Annotated in this window: 11 protein-coding genes and 1 pseudogene; 6 read left to right on the forward strand and 6 right to left on the reverse strand. The window is 71.4% G+C overall.

Going from position 1 to position 16,678, the window contains the following annotated elements:
- Positions 1 to 263 precede the first annotated feature (263 nt).
- A complete protein-coding gene (locus tag ACSDR0_RS27785) occupies positions 264 to 1,166 on the reverse strand; it encodes a LysR family transcriptional regulator (protein ID WP_435291832.1) in 903 nt (300 codons plus the stop codon).
- A gap of 70 nt (positions 1,167 to 1,236) precedes the next feature.
- Between ACSDR0_RS27785 and ACSDR0_RS27790 the strand changes: the two genes are divergently transcribed.
- The 5 genes from ACSDR0_RS27790 (at position 1,237) to ACSDR0_RS27810 (ending at position 8,070) form a co-directional block, all read left to right on the forward strand.
- Complete coding sequence (locus tag ACSDR0_RS27790) at positions 1,237 to 2,337, forward strand: YeiH family protein (protein ID WP_435291833.1); 1,101 nt, start codon at positions 1,237 to 1,239, stop codon at positions 2,335 to 2,337.
- Positions 2,338 to 2,460: 123 nt separating this feature from the next.
- Positions 2,461 to 3,399, forward strand: coding sequence for a pseudouridine-5'-phosphate glycosidase (locus ACSDR0_RS27795; protein WP_435291834.1), 939 nt, complete (start codon positions 2,461 to 2,463; stop codon positions 3,397 to 3,399).
- A gap of 7 nt (positions 3,400 to 3,406) precedes the next feature.
- Positions 3,407 to 4,357 carry a carbohydrate kinase family protein gene (locus tag ACSDR0_RS27800; RefSeq protein ID WP_435291835.1) on the forward strand — a complete coding sequence of 317 codons (951 nt, stop codon included), beginning with the start codon at positions 3,407 to 3,409 and terminating at the stop codon, positions 4,355 to 4,357.
- A gap of 64 nt (positions 4,358 to 4,421) precedes the next feature.
- Positions 4,422 to 6,101, forward strand: a complete 1,680-nt coding sequence (locus ACSDR0_RS27805) for a hypothetical protein (protein ID WP_435291836.1) — start codon at positions 4,422 to 4,424, stop codon at positions 6,099 to 6,101.
- A 502-nt stretch (positions 6,102 to 6,603) separates the two neighbouring features.
- Positions 6,604 to 8,070 (forward strand): MFS transporter, encoded by a 1,467-nt coding sequence (locus ACSDR0_RS27810; RefSeq protein WP_435291837.1) that lies wholly within the window; start codon positions 6,604 to 6,606, stop codon positions 8,068 to 8,070.
- 100 nt (positions 8,071 to 8,170) lie between these two features.
- On the opposite strand, the pseudogene ACSDR0_RS27815 reads toward ACSDR0_RS27810, so the two are convergent.
- From ACSDR0_RS27815 to ACSDR0_RS27825, 3 genes and pseudogenes are all read right to left on the reverse strand, one after another.
- Positions 8,171 to 9,907: pseudogene (locus ACSDR0_RS27815) on the reverse strand (nSTAND1 domain-containing NTPase); the annotation flags it as partial.
- Positions 9,904 to 10,794, reverse strand: a complete 891-nt coding sequence (locus ACSDR0_RS27820) for an SIR2 family NAD-dependent protein deacylase (protein ID WP_435291879.1) — start codon at positions 10,792 to 10,794, stop codon at positions 9,904 to 9,906. The pseudogene ACSDR0_RS27815 and the gene ACSDR0_RS27820, both read right to left, overlap by 4 nt.
- A 195-nt stretch (positions 10,795 to 10,989) precedes the next feature.
- A complete protein-coding gene (locus ACSDR0_RS27825) occupies positions 10,990 to 11,148 on the reverse strand; it encodes a hypothetical protein (protein ID WP_435291838.1) in 159 nt (52 codons plus the stop codon).
- A 202-nt stretch (positions 11,149 to 11,350) separates the two neighbouring features.
- Here ACSDR0_RS27825 and fxsT point away from each other — a divergent pair, with 202 nt between their 5' ends.
- Positions 11,351 to 13,882, forward strand: coding sequence for an FxSxx-COOH system tetratricopeptide repeat protein (fxsT, locus tag ACSDR0_RS27830; protein WP_435291839.1), 2,532 nt, complete (start codon positions 11,351 to 11,353; stop codon positions 13,880 to 13,882).
- Positions 13,883 to 13,900: 18 nt separating this feature from the next.
- On the opposite strand, the gene ACSDR0_RS27835 is transcribed toward fxsT, so the two are convergent.
- Positions 13,901 to 15,205 carry an HEXXH motif domain-containing protein gene (locus ACSDR0_RS27835; protein WP_435291840.1) on the reverse strand — a complete coding sequence of 435 codons (1,305 nt, stop codon included), beginning with the start codon at positions 15,203 to 15,205 and terminating at the stop codon, positions 13,901 to 13,903.
- On the reverse strand, positions 15,202 to 16,440 hold the full coding sequence (locus ACSDR0_RS27840) for an FxsB family cyclophane-forming radical SAM/SPASM peptide maturase (RefSeq protein WP_435291841.1): 1,239 nt from the start codon (positions 16,438 to 16,440) through the stop codon (positions 15,202 to 15,204). Before ACSDR0_RS27840 ends, ACSDR0_RS27835 begins: the two co-directional genes overlap by 4 nt.
- Between the last annotated feature and the right edge of the window lie 238 nt (positions 16,441 to 16,678).

Genomic DNA, 16,678 nt, shown 5'->3' on the forward strand with positions numbered 1-16,678 from the left:
TCTGCCAGTGCGGCTCGGGGCAGAGCACGCTCGGCGTCTCGACCATCACCATGCGCTTCACCATATCCCGAAATATCGCTAGATCGGCAGCCCCACGCGCCTCGCCGACCACCTCACCCGGCGACCGCTCACCCGCTCACCCACGCCCGCCGCCCGCGCCCGGCCCGGCCCGGGACCGGCCCGATCCACGACCGGCCGGATCACGGCCCCCTGATCCACGACCATCCCCCAGCCATCCCCGACCATCCCCCCGGCCGCCCGGATCAGCTCCGCTCGCGGGCGGCGGAGAGGGTGATCTTGAGGAGGGTGGCGGCGGGGCCGGTGGGGGCACGGCCGTGGCGCCAGACCGCCCGCAGGCGGCGCGTGAGGTCGATGTCCTTCGTGGGCACCTCGACCAGGCGGCCGGTGGCCAGCTCGGCCTCCACCGCGTAGCCGCTGAGCACGGCGGGGGCGGCGCCCTCGCGGGCGGCGCCCTTGACCGCGGCGTTGGAACCGAGCTCCAGCCTCGGGGGGGCGACGGCGTGGCCGGTGAGCGCGAGGTCCAGCGTCTCGCGGGTGCCCGACCCCCGCTCGCGGACGACCAGCGGGGTGGCGGCCAGCTCGGCGGCGAGCAGCGGGGTGCGACGGCGCGCCCACGGGTGCCCCGGCGCGACCACCACCACGAGCCTGTCGGTGGCCACCACCCGCGACACCAGCCCGGCCGGGACCGAGGGCCCCTCCACGAACCCGAGCTCGATCTCCCCGCCGATCAGCTTCGCCACCTCGGCCGAGTTCTGCACGTCCAGGCCGACCTGGACCTGGGGCTCGCGCTCCTGGAGCTCCCCCAGCCAGCGCGGCAGCAGGTACTCGGCCACCGTCATGCTGGCGGCGATGTGCAGGTGCGCGGCCCGGCCGTGCCGTACCGCCTCCGCCCCCCGCATGAGCTCCTCCGCCGCGGCCAGCACCTGCGTGGCCCAGGCCGAGACCATCACGCCCTGCGGGGTGAGGGTGGACCCGCGCGGGGTGCGTTCCAGCAGCGGCAGCCCGAGGCGGCGTTCCAGCAGCGAGATGCGCTTGCTCACCGACGGCTGCGCGATGCCCGCGGCCCGCGCGGCCTGGCCGAGACTGCCCAGGCGTTCCACATCGACGAGCAGGCGCAGGGATTCGAGGTCGGGCAGCTCGCTCATAGCGACAGGCTATGACCTTCCAGGAAGGTGACGGCTACCGGCCTCCCGGCACCGCGCCGAAACTCGGGGGATGCCCGTCTCCCCGCTCACCCGCCCTCCCGGCTCCACCGCGCAACCCCCTCCGACGCCCGTACGACCCACGCCCACGCCCGCACCGACGCCCGCACCGGCTGCGAGGCTCGCGACGTTCAGGACGCTCGCGCCGGGGCTGGGGGCGGCGGCCGTCGCGGTGGTCCTGGCGACGGCCGCGGCCCGGATCGTTCCCGGGGTGAGCGCCGCCGTGATCGCGGTGGTCCTCGGGGTCGCGCTCACCAACCTCGGCGGCCTGCACCGGTCGCTGGCCCCCGGGCTCGGGTTCGCCTCCCGCCGGGTGCTCCGCCTGGCGATCGTGCTGCTCGGCCTGCAGATCGCGCTGCCGGAGCTGCTGGCGCTCGGCTGGCGGGCGCTGGCGGTGGTCGCCGTGGCGACCGGCGTCACGTTCGCCGCGACGCGGTGGATCGGAGGCCGCGTCGGCGTCGGCCCGCGCAGGTCCCTGCTGATCGCGACCGGCGTGTCCGTCTGCGGGGCGGCGGCCGTGGCCGCCATGCACGAGGTCGCGGGGAGCGACGACGACGACGTGGCGGCCGCGGTCGGCGTGGTCGTCCTGTACGGCAGCGTCTCGATCGTGACGCTGCCCCTGCTCGCGGGGGCGCTGGGACTGACCCCGCAGCAGCTGGGCCTGTGGGCCGGGGCCTCGGTCCACGAGGTCGCGCAGGTGGCGGCCATCGGCGCGGCGGCCGGAGCGGGCGTGCTGGTGAGCGCGGTGGCCGTCAAGCTGGCCCGGGTCGTCCTGCTGGCCCCGATCGTCGGCTTCACCTCCGTCTCCCTGCGCCGTGCCGCGGCCGACGGCCCCGAGGCCGGCAGGGCGGTGCGGCGCCCGCCGGTGGTGCCGCTGTTCGTCGCCGGGTTCGTCGCGGCCGTGGCGGCGCGGAGCCTGGGCGTGGTGCCGCACGAGATCACGCGGGCCGTTCCCGGCCTGACGGCGGTGCTGCTGGCGGCGGCACTCTTCGCCCTGGGCACCGGGGTCGACCTGCGCAGGCTCGCGCGGGGCGGGCGGTCGCTGCTCCTGGGCGGGATCGCCACGGTCATCATCGGCGGGATCTCACTGCTCGGGGTGGTGGTTATTGGCTGATCTTTGAGTGGACGTCTCCCTGCAACCGCCGTAACGTGCTCTTTTTGGGGAAGACGGTGTCGTTTACACCGTTCCAAAAGCAAGCAATGATTACGACCTCGGACAAGGAGACAGAACCAGCTCATGCGTACCACCCGACAGTCCCTCTCCAGCACGCTCCGCCCCTCCGGCGAGGTGGCCGAAGCGCTGGAGCAGGGTGCCCCGATCGTGGCACTGGAGTCCACGATCATCTCTCACGGCCTGCCCCAGCCCCGCAACCTCGAGGTCGCGGTGGAGCTGGAGCGGATCGTCCGGGAGGCCGGGGCCGTGCCCGCGACGATCGCGGTGCTGGACGGCGTGGCGCGCATCGGTCTCGACAAGAGCGAGCTGGAGCGCGTCGCCGGCGAGCAGGGGCTTCGCAAGCTGGGCTTCCGCGACCTGCCCGCCGCCGCCGCGCTCGGGGCGAGCGGGGCGACCACGGTCTCCGCCACCTCGTTCCTGGCCGCCAGGGCGGGCATCCGGGTCTTCGCCACCGGCGGTCTCGGCGGCGTGCACCGCGGGTGGACCGAGAGCCAGGACGAGTCCGCCGACCTCGACATGCTGAGCCGGACCCGCATCACCGTGGTCTGCGCGGGTGTGAAGTCGATCCTGGACGTTCCGGCCACCCTGCAGCGGCTGGAGACGCGCGGCGTCACGATCGCGGGGTTCCGCACCGACGAGTTCCCCGGCTTCTACCTGCACTCCTCGGGCGAGCCGATCGACTGGCGGATCGAGACCCCCGACGAGGCCGCGGGCATCATGCGGGCCCAGGACGCGCTCGGCGGCCCGGAGACCGCGCTGATCGTCGCCAACCCGGTGCCGCTGCCCGAGCAGCTCGACCCCGAGCTGCACGACCGGGTCCTCACCGAGGCCCTCGCCGAGGCCGGGCAGCGCCAGATCACCGGTCAGGCCATCACCCCGTTCCTGCTGGGCTACCTGGTGCGCGGCACCGGCGGCGCCTCGCTGGAGGCGAACCTGGCCGCGGTGCGGGGCAACGCCCGCGTCGCCGGGCAGATCGCGGCCTCCTGGAGCCGGGGAAACTGAGGTCACCGTGGCCGGAACGGGTCTGCTGGTCATCGGCGACGTGGTGACCGACGTCGTCGCACTTCATGGCGGGTCCGCCAGGAGCGGCCTGGCCGTCGGGACGGACACCGCCGCCGACATCGTGCTGCGTCCCGGCGGGTCCGGGGCCAACACGGCCTCCTGGGCCGCCCGGCTGGGCGCCGACGTGCGGATCCTGACCCGGGCCGGCTTCGACACCGCCGACTGGCACGCCGCCGAGCTGCGGAGATTCGGGGTACGGCCGCATCTGCGGGTCGACCCCGACCGGCCCACCGCGGTGGTGATCGCCATGGTCGACGTGACCGGAGAGCGTTCCATGCTCACCAACCGGGGCGCGGGCGGGCACATCGGCACGGGCGACTGGGACGAGAGCCTGCTCGACGGGGTGGGTCATCTCCATCTGTCCGGATACACACTGTTCGCCGAGCCGGGACTCCAACTTTCCCGGCTGGCCATGGCCGAGGCGTCCCGGCGCGGTGTCTCGATCAGCGTGGACCCCGCCTCGACCGGTTTCCTGCGCTCGTTCGGCGTCGAGCGGTTCGTCCAGGAGACCCTGACCGCCCAGCTGATCATTCCCAATTTGGACGAGGCGCTGCTGCTCACCGGCGAGGCCACCGCCGAGGGGGCGGCCGAGAGCCTCAGCCTCAGCTACGGCGCCGCGGCGGTGAAGCTCGGATCCCGCGGCGCGCTGATGGCCAGGGACGGAAAGTTGGCCGCTCGGGTTCCCGCGCTCACCACCGAGGTGATTGACTCCATTGGAGCGGGGGACGCGTTCGCCGCCGGGCTGCTGACGGCCCTGCTGAGCGGGGCCGCGGACGAGGCCGCGCTGGACGCCGGACGCCGCGCCGGGGCGGAGGCCGTGACGGTTCTGGGTGGCCGTCCGCGTGTCCTTCCGTCTGATTTGGGTACCAAGGAGCTTTACCCTCTTAACACCAATTGATAGCTTGCGGCGTAAGCTGCACCATTAGCCACACGCGTCACTTTGGGGAGGTTACGGTCCGCCGATGGATGCCGAGTCATCGATCTGCCTGAGTGATCTGGTCCCGGCCCTGCGCTGGAGCCGTCCCCAGCAGGTCGCCGAAGCCCTGGCCGACCCCCGGCTGCCCGCCGGCTGGTGGTCGTCGGTCACCCTGCCCAAGGCCCTCGGCGCCGCTGGGCTCGACTGGGTTTGCGACAGGCTGGCCCGGCTCTCACTGTCACGCTGGGATCATCTGCCGTTGAGCGACGTGCTGCCCGCGCTGCACGTGCACACGGTCGATCCCACCCTGCCCGGCTGGCCGGAGCCCGCGCGCGCGGCCATCGCCGGCCTCGGCGGCTGGAACCGCCTGCGCCGCCTGACCGCGGGAGACCTGAGCGGGCCCTCGCCCTCCTCCCCCGAGGCCGTGGTCACCGCCGTGTTCCGCGAGGTGCTCAGCCGCATCCCGGGGGTCGCCGAGTACGCCGCGCCGGCCGCCGTCCAGGTCCCGGTCCAGGAACGGGTTCAGGACCCGGCGCAGGCACCCGCGCCGCAGGCACCGCCTCAGGTCCCCGCCCAGCCCTCCGCGCCACCCGCGCCCGCGCCGCAGGAGCAGCGTCAGCCGGTCCCGGAACCGGCCCCGGAGCCGGTCGCCCCCCAGGTCCGCCTCAGCGACTACCCGCTGGTGCGCCTGGTCGACAACATGTTCCGCGACTGGAGCCCGCTGGAGCGCGCGGTCGCCGTCGAGCGGCTCTTCGCGGTCGACCCGATCAGCCTGCGCGCGCTCGCGCACAAGCTGAACGCCGACCGCGACGCGCTCTCGGCGGCCCAGCGCTCCGCGGAGGAACGCATCCTGCTCTGGCTGCGCTCCTCGGAGTCCGCGCCGCTCACCGGTCACATGTTCGGGCTGACCGAGTGGCTGGGCTCCGCCGCCACCAAGGACCAGCTCATCGGTGCCGACCCCGCGCACCCGATCGAGGTCCCCACCCTGCGGACCCCGCTCTGGAGGGTGCTGGTCACGCTCATGCCCGACCGGCGGCTCCAGGACGACTGGCTCGTCGTGGGCGATCTGGGCGGCCTGCGCGAGCGGACCCGCCAGCTCCTGTCGAACAAACCGATCGACAGTGACGCGCTCCGGCTCATGGAACTCCAGCTGGGCGTCCGGGCCCACTCGGCCCAGGCCTGGCTGGACGCCCTCGCCGCCGCCGGCACCGCGCAGGAGGAGGCCCCCCAGGAGAGCTCCTCCGAGGCGGTCAGGCAGCTGCCGCGCCGCACCCCGGGGGCCAACGGCCACCACCACCGCGGCGGTCAGCCGATCCCGCAGGTGAACGCCGGCGCCATCGACCCCCGCGCCGCCCTGGCCACGCTGTCGGCCCTGGCGAGCGGAAACTCCAGGCCGCACCTGATCACCAGCCAGCGGGCCCAGCTCCACCCGCCCGCGAGCCCGTCGTCCGACCCGAGCCGCTGGCAGCGCATCGAGGTGACCAGCGACCACCTGCGGGGCGGCCCGGTGGCCGTGCCCGAGGGGTACGCCACCCAGCTGGGCATGCGTCCCGGCACGCTGCTGTCGGTCACCGGCCCCGGCGACAACGCGGTGGTCCTGGTCTGGCGGGACCACCCCGTCTTCGACTCCCTGCAGCCCGTCCTGATGCGCCTGAACGCCCGTCCGGGCGACCAGGTCTACGTCACCGTGGACGGCTACCGCCTGGACGCCCAGCTGCCGGCCTGAATCCCGCCCCCTCCCCTCGGAGACGATCCCGGGGGGGAGGGCGGGGACCGCACCGCGCCATCGCCCCGGAGGGCGGGCCGCCGCGCGCTGACCGGGAATACCAGGAGTGATCCGGGTGCCGGTGGACGGCCCTGCGGCTCCGGCGATCCGGCGCCGAACGCCACCGGATGCGGCCGGGGCGAGGTTTTCCCGGCGATTCCCAAATGCCACTTTCCGGGCGCGGAAACAGCCGACCTTTCCCGGCTGCTCTTCTTCGGCGCTATGCTTTTGGGACTCAAGTGACTCAGCGACACCACTGTGACCCGTTTTGACGAACGGGCTCTTATTGCTGTTGATTTCTGCGGCTTTTTGTCAAGAAATTGTCATCGTTCACCTAACAGCGGGAGTCCGGTTAGCTCTCTCCCCCATTGCCTTGTGAGGTGTTCCCTAGGACGCAGACGGGGACGGCGGGCGACCAGGTCGCGCCAGGGCCCGGGATCAGAGAGCGACTTCGAACTAGCCGATGAGAAAATTCGCCCGCGTCTGGCTGGGGATGACGTTCTCGACCGTGGGGTCACGAGCCGTGAGCGTCGCCTATCCCCTCCTGGCATTGGCCCTGACCGGTTCTCCGGTGCAGGCGGGCTGGACCAGTTTCGCCCTGACCTTCCCGATCCTGGTCTTCTACATCCCGGCGGGCGTCCTCGCGGACCGGGTGGATCCGCGCTCGCTGATGCTCCTCACCGAGACCCTGCGGGGACTGACCGTCTTCACCGTGTTCCTCGCGCTCGTCCTCGACCGGGCGTCGCTGGCGCACCTCCTGCTCGCGGCCTTCCTCGAGGGAACGCTGTGGGTCGTCTACTCGCTGGCGGAGACGGCGCTGATATCGTCCCTCGTCCCGAGGAACCAGGCCTCCATCGTGATGGCCAGGAGCGAGACGATCTCGCACATCGCGGTGCTGGCGGGCAGGCCGCTCGGAGGATGGCTCTTCGGGGTCATGCACGCGACGTCCTTCGCGGTGAACGCGGGGCTGTTCTTCCTGGCCCTCCTCTCCCCCCTGAGCGTGGCGGCGGGAAAGACCAGGAAGAGGGGGCGCCCGCCGCAGCTGCACGCGATCCGCGAGATCGCCGGCGGCGTGAGAAGCCTGGCGGGACGCCACCTGCTGCGAGAGATATCCGACGGTTTCCAGGAACTGTCCAGGCACCCGTTCCTGCGCAGGGCCATGGCCCTGACCACGGTCACCAACCTGATGATCAACGCGCTCATCATGGTCTTCATCGCCGGGTCGGCGGATCTGCCCTCGTACCAGGTCGGCCTGGTCCTGGCGGCCGGGGGCATGGGCGGCGTGGCGGGATCGGGCCTGGCCCCCTACCTCAGGCTCGAACCGAGGAACTTCACGCTCTTCGCCCAGCTGTGGATATGGGTGCTGGCGCTCTTCGTCGCGGCGTACGGGGAGGGCCCGCTCTTCTTCGGGCTCGCGATACTGCTGACCGGGTGCGCCGGGGCGCTCTGCAACGTGGCGATCAGGACCTTCGAGGTCGACACCGTCGACAAGGCCAAGCTCGGACGCGTGGTGAGCGTGCACCGGCTCGTCGCGCACGGCGCCGTGTGCGTCGCCGCCCCGCTCGGCGGGATCCTGGCCGCCGCCTTCGGCATCCGGACGGCGGCCGTCATCCTGACCGTCCTGATGCTCGCCGTCGCCACGGGGGTGACGTTCACGTCGCTGCTGCGCCTGCACGCGCGGCTGGGTCTCGCCGGGACGGCCAGGAAGGTCAGGGCGACCGGTGCCCACGTGGCCGCGCGGGTGCTCACGACGTGGCGAGCAGCCGAGCCGCCTCGGCCGCGAGATGCGCAGGCAGGCCGGGCGCTCTCGCCGCCCTCGCCCTCTGGGCCAGATCGGCCGCCGACGCGGCGTCGCCGGCCGAAGCGCGAACCAGGGCGGCGTACAGCAGCACCGGACCGTGATCTCCCGCCTCGGCCAGCACCGCCCTGACCTCTCGTTCCGCCTCGGGAAGACGCCCCAGGGAGGCCAGCGCGAGGGCGTGGGCGGCCCGGGTGGACGGCCACTGCAGCGGCCGGACCCGGTCGAGATCGCGCAGCGCCGCCTCCGCCTGGCCGAGCCCGGCGAGGATCTCGCCCCGCGCCCGCAACGCCTCGGTGATGTTCCCCTCCCTGCCCAGGACGTCGTTGAGGACGTCGCGCGCCGCGTCGGGGTGACCGTCGTACCAGAGCGCCCAGGCGAGCTCGGTCTGGATGTTCAGGTCGTTGGGCACGCGGCGTATCGCCGAGTACAGCTCCCGGACCGCGACCGAGGGCCGTCCCTGGGCCAGCCGCAGCCGGCCGATCCCGGCGAGAAGGCCGCCGACGGCCGAGGTCGCCCCCAGCGTCTCGAAGTGGACCGCGGCGTTGCGGTAGTGGGAGACGGCCTTCTCGAAGTCCTCTCGCCGGTGCGCGACGTTGCCGAGGAAGGACTCGATCTCCGCCCGCATCCTGGTGTTGCCCCCGCACCGCGCCAGCGCCTCCTCGGCCTGCTTCGCCGCCAGCGCGAACTCCCCGTCACGGAACGAGAGCTCGGCGGCCCGCAGGTAGTCGTCGGGAAAGGACCTGCTCTCGGCCCGCACGACGACGTGGTCGTTCTGGAGGATCGGCTGGATGAGGCGCTCGTGCGACAGCTCGCACCATCGCGTGCCGCCCTTGATGTCCTCGCGCAGGATGTGGCGGTCGACCAGCGCCCTGACCACCGCGTTCGGCATGCCGGCGGTGACGGTCTCCCCCTGGTAGACGACCTCCCGGGTGCCCAGCTCGGTGATGAGGCAGCGGCGCAGCCAGCTTCTGAGCTCGGCGACGTCGTCCTCGAAGTGGTCGCGGGCCACCTCGGCGATCATCCGCTCGGAGAAGTCGGTGAGCGACCGGTCGGCGTTGGCGAACCTGCGCACGTGGTCGGAGGAGATGACCCGCACGTCCTGCGGCAGGGAACGCCACATCGCCGAGCACACGACCTGCAGCTGGACGGGCTCGACCGCCTTGGCGTCGGCGACGACCTCCTCGCCGAGCGCCCTGCCGACCCTGATCATGCGCAGGTCGTCCACCAGGCCCCGCGCGGCGCCGGGGGCGAACGAGCGTCCCGTCCCCTCGAGCGGCCCCTCGGTCGCCCGGACCGCGGCGGCCGTGTCGAGAGCGGTCAGCGGGAACCGGCTTCTGGCCATGCCCGCCAGTTTCGGCTCGTGGGGAAGGATCGAGGCGAGGTGGTCCTCCCTGATCGAGACGAGGAGGCGCAGGTTCGGATCGCCGTCCAGCGCCTCGACGAGCTGGCTGATGAACCACTCCCGGTACGGCTGGCGGTGGGCGAAGTCGCCGAAGAGCTCCTCCGCCTGGTCGATCGCGGCCAGGGTGAGGACCGGGTCGCCGTACGGGTCCTGGCGCGGCGGGCGCCGGCTCAGGAACTCGCGGATCGTCAGCCCGGCCAGCCGGGTGGGCGTCTCCGAGGGGGACCACGACGACAGCAGCGCGAACACGTGCGGGTTGTGCCGCGAGAGCGCGGCCGACGGGAAGGGCGAGCCGTGCGACACCCGCCCTATCGGCAGGACGTCGGTCTTCCCTGCGTCCAGCAGCGGGAGCACACCGGCCTGGATCAGCGAGGTCTTGCCCACGCCGGACGGCCCGTACAGCACGGTCAGGCGCCCGGCCTGCCACAGGTCGGAGACCTCGCAGGCCTCCCTGTCGCGGCCGAAGAACTTGGAACCGTCCTCGCGGCGGAAGGCCCGCAGGCCGACGTACGGCTGGTCGTCCGCGTCGGGCCGGTCGCGGTCGGGGGTCACGTCGGGGGTCACGGCACCGGTCCCATCCGCCGGCGCAGCTCACGGCAGAACTCCTCCGCCGTTCCCCAGAAGATGGAGATCCGCCAGTCTTCGTAGTATCTGGCCAGCTGGCGCTGGACCTCCAGCACGTCCGCTTTCGTGCTGGCGAGCGAGGGGGCGAGCTGGACGCTCACGTGCCTGCGGCGGTTGATTCCGGGAACGGCTTTCAACAGCCCGTGGAAAAGCACGCGAAACGTCCAGTCCTGCAGGCTGTACCCGATGAACAGCAGGGGTCTTCTGGTCAGCGCCGCGAGAATGGAGGTGGGCAGCATTCGCTGGCCGCCCGCGACGCCGTCGACCGCGAGGTTGGTGAGAAACTCCAGATAGTCGTCCTCGGCCAGCACGATCGACGCCGGGTCCTGCAGGTTGCCGTGCAGGTGGTAGATGAGCGGGGCCTCGGGCCTGGGATTCCAGCCCGCCTCGCTGCTGAACAGGTCCTCCGCGTAGGCCAGCCCTTTGTTCCACGGGCAGATGGCCACGTTCGGCCTTTTTCCCACCGCTTCGAGCGAGCGCAGGATGAAGTCGTCGTAGTTCGTCGTCAGATATACCGGAAGAGGGAAACTCGCCAGCAGGGCGTGGGGCTCGAGGGGGTCGAGGAAGTCGGGCGCACCCCCCGCGTCGAGCTCGTCACAGATGCGCCTCTTCACATATACGGAGTCCCCATATCTCATCACCGCGAACTGCGTCACCCGGGGAAGATCGTGATCGTCGTCGAAGGGATAGTCCCATCGGCGCGCCATGTCGCGGCTCAGCGCCGTCCCCGTCGGCAGAGTCCCCACGCACGCCCCGGATCCCAGAAAGGGCGTGCAGTCTCCGCTGTTCAACTGGTCGAGCAGGCGTTCCCACTCGGCCTCCCCCATGTCGTGCACGCAGGGCACCGCCTCACGGACAAGAGGTCCAATCAGGTCATGGACTCGATGCCGTACGACTCTATTGGCACGGTCAATCCCCCCCGCGCGGGAAGGCACCCCTCGTATCGCCGGCGCGACCGGAGTGGACGAATGATTCACGATCACCTTTCTGCCGCGACCCGCGTGAAACGGCAAGGTGATTCGTCAGATCGAACTCGCGAATCCCGCCGTCGGCTCCGCCGTCTCCAGGAGCAAGGGCTCCAGCCTCCTGCGCAGCCAGGCCTCGTCGACCTCCATGAGCTTCTCCAGGGAGAGGCCCTCAAGGTCGACGAAACCGTCTGACCTTGAATTGTCATCGCGCATGCGTGCTCCCTTTTTCGTCGTATCACATCCGGCCTGGCCCGGCACCGGGGTTTGGGATGTCCAAAACGTGTGACGCGACACCGCTTTCAAAAGTCCCCGGGCCGTCTTTTTTCTCAATGTGATTCTGTAATACCCCACTCTTCGAATCAACCTTTAGGATGACCGTACGATCCCTTTGGCTAGAAAAAGGCGGAGGCCCGAGGTGGTGGAGCTTTCACACGCGGCGAACACGGTGCCCGAGCGGCAGCCCGAGGTCTGGGAGAAGGTGCCGGCCCGCAACAGGAACTTCACCGGGCGAGACGACATGCTCGTCAAGCTCCGTCAGGGCATCAGCACCGTCACCGCCGTCGTTCCCCAGCCCCAGGCGCTGCAGGGGTGGGGCGGTGTCGGCAAGACCCACCTGGCCATCGAGTACGCCCACCGCTACCGGTCGCACTACGACCTCGTCTGGTGGATCCCCTCCGACCAGCGCGTGCTGGTGCCGTCCGCGCTGGCGGCGATGGCCCCCCACCTGGGCCTGCCGTCGGCGTCGGCCACCGGAGTCGAGGAGGCCGCCGAGTCCGTGCGCAGGACGCTGCAGAGCGGCGTCCCCTACCGCCGCTGGCTGCTGATCTTCGACAACGCGGAGGAGCCGGGGCAGGTCCAGGAGTTCATCCCGCGCGGGCCGGGCCACGTCCTGATCACCTCGCGCAACCCCAAGTGGGAGGACCACTTCGAGACCCTCCAGGTCGACGTCTTCACCCGCGAGGAGAGCGTGGCGTTCCTGAAGAAACGCCTGCGCCGGGAGGTTCCCGACAACGACGCCTCGCGGCTGGCCGAGCAGCTCGGCGACCTTCCCCTGGCCCTGGAGCAGGCGGGCGCGCTGCAGTACGAGACCGGCATGTCGGTCGACGAGTACCTGGAGCAGCTCGACGAGCAGGCGAGCAGGCTGCTGGGGGTGAACAGGGCACCCGGATACCCGCTGTCGATGACGGCGGCCTGGAAGGTGTCGGTGTCGCTACTGGAAGACCGCCTCCGCGAGGCCATCACGCTCCTGCGGTGCTGCGCCTTCTTCGGCCCCGAGCCCATCCCCCGCGACGTCTTCCGCCGGGGCAACAAGGCCGTCGTCCCCCGGCTCGGCAAGATCCTTTCCGATCCGATCCTGCTCGCCACGGCGCTGAGCGAGCTGAGGCGCTTCGCGCTGGCCAGGATCGACCCCGCCACCCGCACCATCCAGGTCCACCGGCTGATCCAGGCACTCCTGCGCGACGACCTGCCGGAGGAGGATCAGGCGGAGATCCGGCACGAGGTGCACGTCCTGCTGGCCGGCAGCGCCCCGAACGATCCCGACGAGACCGCCAGGTGGCGCCGCTTCGAGGAGCTGGTCGCCCACGTCACCCCCTCCGGCCTGGAGGAGTGCACGGATCCCGCAGTCAGGCAGTTCGCCCTCAACGTCACCCGCTACCTCTACATCTCGGGCAACTACCAGTCGGCCCACTCCTTCCTGGAGAGCTTCATCAAAAGATGGACCGAGGTCAGCGGGGCCAGGCACCCGGACGTGCTCGTCGCGCACAAGCACCTGGGCAACGTGCTGCGAGGGCTCGGCCAGTACTCCGCGGCGTACGAGACCGACCACCGGACCCTCGACAACATGCGCGAGGTCCTCGGCCACGACCACGACGAGACGCTCCTGACGACCAACGGCTACGGGGCGTCCCTGCGGGCTCGCGGCGACTTCATCGCCGCCAGGAAACTGGACGAGGAGTCCCGGGCGGCCCACACCGCCAGCCGGGGCGCCGACCACCCGTCCACGCTGCGCGTGCTCAACAGCCTGGCCCTCGACTACGCCCTCACCAGCGACTACCAGGAGGCGCGGCGCCTGCACCAGGAGACGTACCTGGAGATGAGCGACGCGGTGGGAGGCATCGGCAGGAGCATCCTGCTGCTGTCGTGGAACGGCCTGGCCAGGGCCGTGCGGCTCTGCGGCGACTACACCGAGGCGTGCGACCTGGGCGAGGAGGCCTACGCCTACGGCGTCCAGGAGCTGACGCTCGACCACCACGTCACGCTGCTGACGGCCAAGGACCTGTCCATCGCCAAGCGGCGCTCGGGAGAGGTGGCCGAGGCGCTGGACCTGGCGCGCGACACGCACACCCGCTTCCAGCGGCTGTTCGGGGACGAGCACCCCGACACGATGGCCGCCGCGATCAACCTCTCCAACGCCCTGCGAACGGCCGGCGACCTCGACGAGGCGTTCGCGACGGCTGACAGGACCGTCGGTCTCTATCCCCGGGTGTTCGGTGAGAAGCACCCCTACAGCCTCGCCTGCGGCGGCAATCTGGCGATCCTGTACCGCCTGCGGGGCGACATCGCGACGGCCAGATACCTGAACGAGCGGGCCGTGGAGGGCCTGATCGCCACGGTAGGCCGCAGGCACCACTACCCGCTGACGTGCTCCATCAGCCTCCAGGCGGACGTCGCGGCGCTGGGAGAGTTCGACCTGGCCTGCGAGCTCGGCAGGAAGACTCTCGCCCAGCTGAGAGATCTCTTCGGCGAGAACCACTTCCTGAGCCTGTCCTGCGCCAGCAACCTCGTCCTCGACCTGAGAGCCGCGGGCGAGAAGCAGGAGGCCGAGATCCTCCACGACGACACGATGCGGCGCTACGAGCGCCCGCTGGAGATGGGCCACCCCGACGCCCTCTTCGCGAGCGAGGGCCGCCGCATCGACTGCGACTTCGACCCCCCGCCGATCTGACCCCCGGCCCGCCCGGGATCAGGTGTTGCGCCTCCTCCACGCGTCGAGGTGCTGCTCGGCCTCGCGGAGGGCCTGGCTCTCCGCGGCGGGTTCCACCGGTTCCGCGGCGCACTCCTCCAGCGTCTTCCTCATCCGCGCCACGAACTCCTCGCCGCGCTCGTTCAGGCCCCCGCCGGCCAGCAGCGTGCCGGTGACCGCGTAGGCGGCCCGCCTCCAGCGGGCGAGCTCCACCCGTGCCCGGAACGCCTCGGCGTCCCGCTCGAACCGGTGCTGCCTCCGCCAGAACTCCGCCACCCCGAGATAGGCGTACGAGCCCTGCAGCAGGCCGTAGGCGGGGCGCGGATCGTCCCGCCAGGGCGCGTAGTAGCGCCTGCCGTCGTCGGGCAGGGTCAGCGGGATCACCTCGGTCAGCGCCGTGAGCTTGGCGTGCTGGATCTCGTGCGCGAACGTGGCGGCGAGCCCCACGCCGTGCCACGGGTCCGACATGGCGATGGTCCCGAACGTCTCGCGCGAGGAGGCGCTGTTCTGTCCCCTTTCCGGGGCCTTGACGGGGGTGAGCACCGACACGGCGAAGCCCACCTCCTCCGCCACGGTCTCGTGGTGCGCGGTCAGGACGCGCCACGCCTCGTCCATGTGCGTCTCCCAGGCGCGGAACCGCTCGCGGTCCAGGCGCGGCTCCACGGCCTCCTCCGCCGACCACCGGTACGGGTCGAGGTCGTCGACGACCAGGTCGAACCCCGGGGTCACCCGCAGCGTGCGCAGCGCCTGCCAGCCGGGCCGGTCGCCGCGGGGGTGAACGCGGACCGTCAGGCCGCCGGCGTCGACCTCGACCCCGTCCCCGTCCGGCCTCACCGTGACGTCGACCGCCTCTCCCGCGCCGGCGGGCAGGGTGAGGCGCCCCAGGGACGGCAGCATGATCGCGCCGTCGCGGACGGGCAGCCGGACCCGGCACCCGGCCCGTGCCCGCACCGCGGCCACCACGGCCAGCGCGCCCAGCTGAGCGGGATCGTCCCGGGTGCCGTTCCCGCCGGTCAGTGACCGGTAGGTCCGCCACGCCCACGCCCCCACCGCCGGGTAGCGCAGCACGCGCTCGACCTCCTCGCCCGCCTCCCCCTCCAGGTCCGCCAGGAGGTCGTAGGCGCGCGTCGCCAGGGCGGCGCCGGGATGTCCCGCCGAGCGCGCCTCGCTCACGACCCCCCGCACCAGCAGCCTGTTCTTGACGCGCTGGACCGCGCGCAACTCGGCCACGGCGTCGGCTCCGCCCTCACCGGCCGCCAGCGTGAGAACCGTCGTGTCGGACACCCTCTGCGAACCGAGCCTCATCGGCTTCCCTTCAGCCGGGCGACATCTCGCGCGAAACTTGTACGAATATGGGTGATCAACCGGTAGAGGTCGGGACAGTAGACCGAGGGCCCCTTGAAACCGGCCGCCTCGCTGTACCGGTGCGCGTACAACCCGCCGCCGCAGACCGAACGCAGGTCGCAGTCCAGGCAGACGGGGGCCAGCGCGAGCTCGCCGATCTGCCGGGCGGCCATGGCCGGGTGCATGAGCGCGGCGTCGAACGGGTCGCGGAGCAGGTGCAGTCGGGTCGCGGCCGCTCCGTGGTAGCTGGACTTCAGGATGTCCGACTGCTCGATGCTGCCGTCGGTCTCCACGACGGCCATCCTGGCGGGTGAGAGTCCCACCGTCTCGCTGCGCGAGGCGCCTCCCGTCAGCAGGCGCATGATCTCCCGGAACAGCCGGACCTCCGTCTGGTCGGCGGCCGAGCCGTACCAGCGGTCGAAGATCGGGATCAGCCAGTCGGCGTACGGCGTCGCCTTCGACTCCGGGAGGCGGTACGGCGGCGGGGTGGACCAGTTGCCGTGCGGGAGCAGGAAGTCGACGGCCGGCGGGTCGAAGGCGAGGAGCGCCTCGTAGGTCGCCAGCGGATCGTTGCGCACGTCGATGGTGCAGAGGAGGCCGCTGAACAGGTGGTGGAACGGGCCGGTGGTCAGCCTGCGGAGCGAGTCCGCGACGATCGCGTGGCTTCCCCTGCCGTCCGCGTAGCGCCTGTGCCGGTCGTGGCCCTCGGCGTAGCCGTCCATGCTCACCCCGACGCGGATCTCCAGGCTCTCGAAGAGCCGCAGATAGGTCTCGTCCAGGCGCAGCCCGTTGGTCTGCACGCCGACGCGGACGCGGGTGCCGACGTCGGCGGCGGCGCCCCTGATGGTGCGCACGGCGTAGGAGATGAGGTCGGGCCCTGCCAGCAGGGGCTCTCCCCCGTGCAGGATGACCTCGACCTCGGCCAGCTCGTGGGCGAGCGCGTGCTCGGCGACGCGCCTCGCCGTGCAGTCGACGATCGCCTTCGACATGCGCCGCGGCTGGGCCTTCCAGGACTGGTCGGCCATCTCGTAGACGTAGCAGTGGCGGCAGGCCAGATCACACCTGCTGTGGATCTTCAGGATGAACTGCCGGAAAGCCGCCGGCCGCCACCCCGAGTCCAGCAATCCTCCGACATCGAGCGTCGCCGGGAACACGCTTCGGGGCGAGGGGATTATGGGATGCAGTTTCTCAGGCAAACGCGGCACACCTCTCTTGCGCCATTCCCTATCTGGCATGAGTTTGCCCCAATAGTCAAGTTTCAGCCCCGCGAATACCTACCCTTCCCCGACATGATCACTGGTTTTCCCCTCGGCCTGGAACGGCGACCGGCCATCATCTATCGTGTAAACATCTTTCGGGCGTCACATAACGTGGTCTCAGCAGGGGGCTGATCAGCGATGCACGAGTGGCCGTCAACTCTCGATATCGGAGGGC

It is taken from the genome of Streptosporangium sp. G11, from assembly GCF_051192615.1.
GTDB lineage: Bacteria > Actinomycetota > Actinomycetes > Streptosporangiales > Streptosporangiaceae > Streptosporangium.

Excerpts from the sequence above, each read along its gene's own strand:
- ACSDR0_RS27785 (WP_435291832.1), bottom strand. The coding sequence starts at position 1,166 with ATGAGCGAGCTGCCCGACCTCGAATCCCTGCGCCTGCTCGTCGATGTG.
- ACSDR0_RS27790 (WP_435291833.1), top strand. The coding sequence starts at position 1,237 with ATGCCCGTCTCCCCGCTCACCCGCCCTCCCGGCTCCACCGCGCAACCC.
- ACSDR0_RS27795 (WP_435291834.1), top strand. The coding sequence starts at position 2,461 with ATGCGTACCACCCGACAGTCCCTCTCCAGCACGCTCCGCCCCTCCGGC.
- ACSDR0_RS27805 (WP_435291836.1), top strand. The coding sequence starts at position 4,422 with ATGGATGCCGAGTCATCGATCTGCCTGAGTGATCTGGTCCCGGCCCTG.
- ACSDR0_RS27810 (WP_435291837.1), top strand. The coding sequence starts at position 6,604 with ATGAGAAAATTCGCCCGCGTCTGGCTGGGGATGACGTTCTCGACCGTG.
- ACSDR0_RS27820 (WP_435291879.1), bottom strand. The coding sequence starts at position 10,794 with ATGGGGGAGGCCGAGTGGGAACGCCTGCTCGACCAGTTGAACAGCGGA.
- ACSDR0_RS27825 (WP_435291838.1), bottom strand. The coding sequence starts at position 11,148 with ATGCGCGATGACAATTCAAGGTCAGACGGTTTCGTCGACCTTGAGGGC.
- ACSDR0_RS27835 (WP_435291840.1), bottom strand. The coding sequence starts at position 15,205 with ATGAGGCTCGGTTCGCAGAGGGTGTCCGACACGACGGTTCTCACGCTG.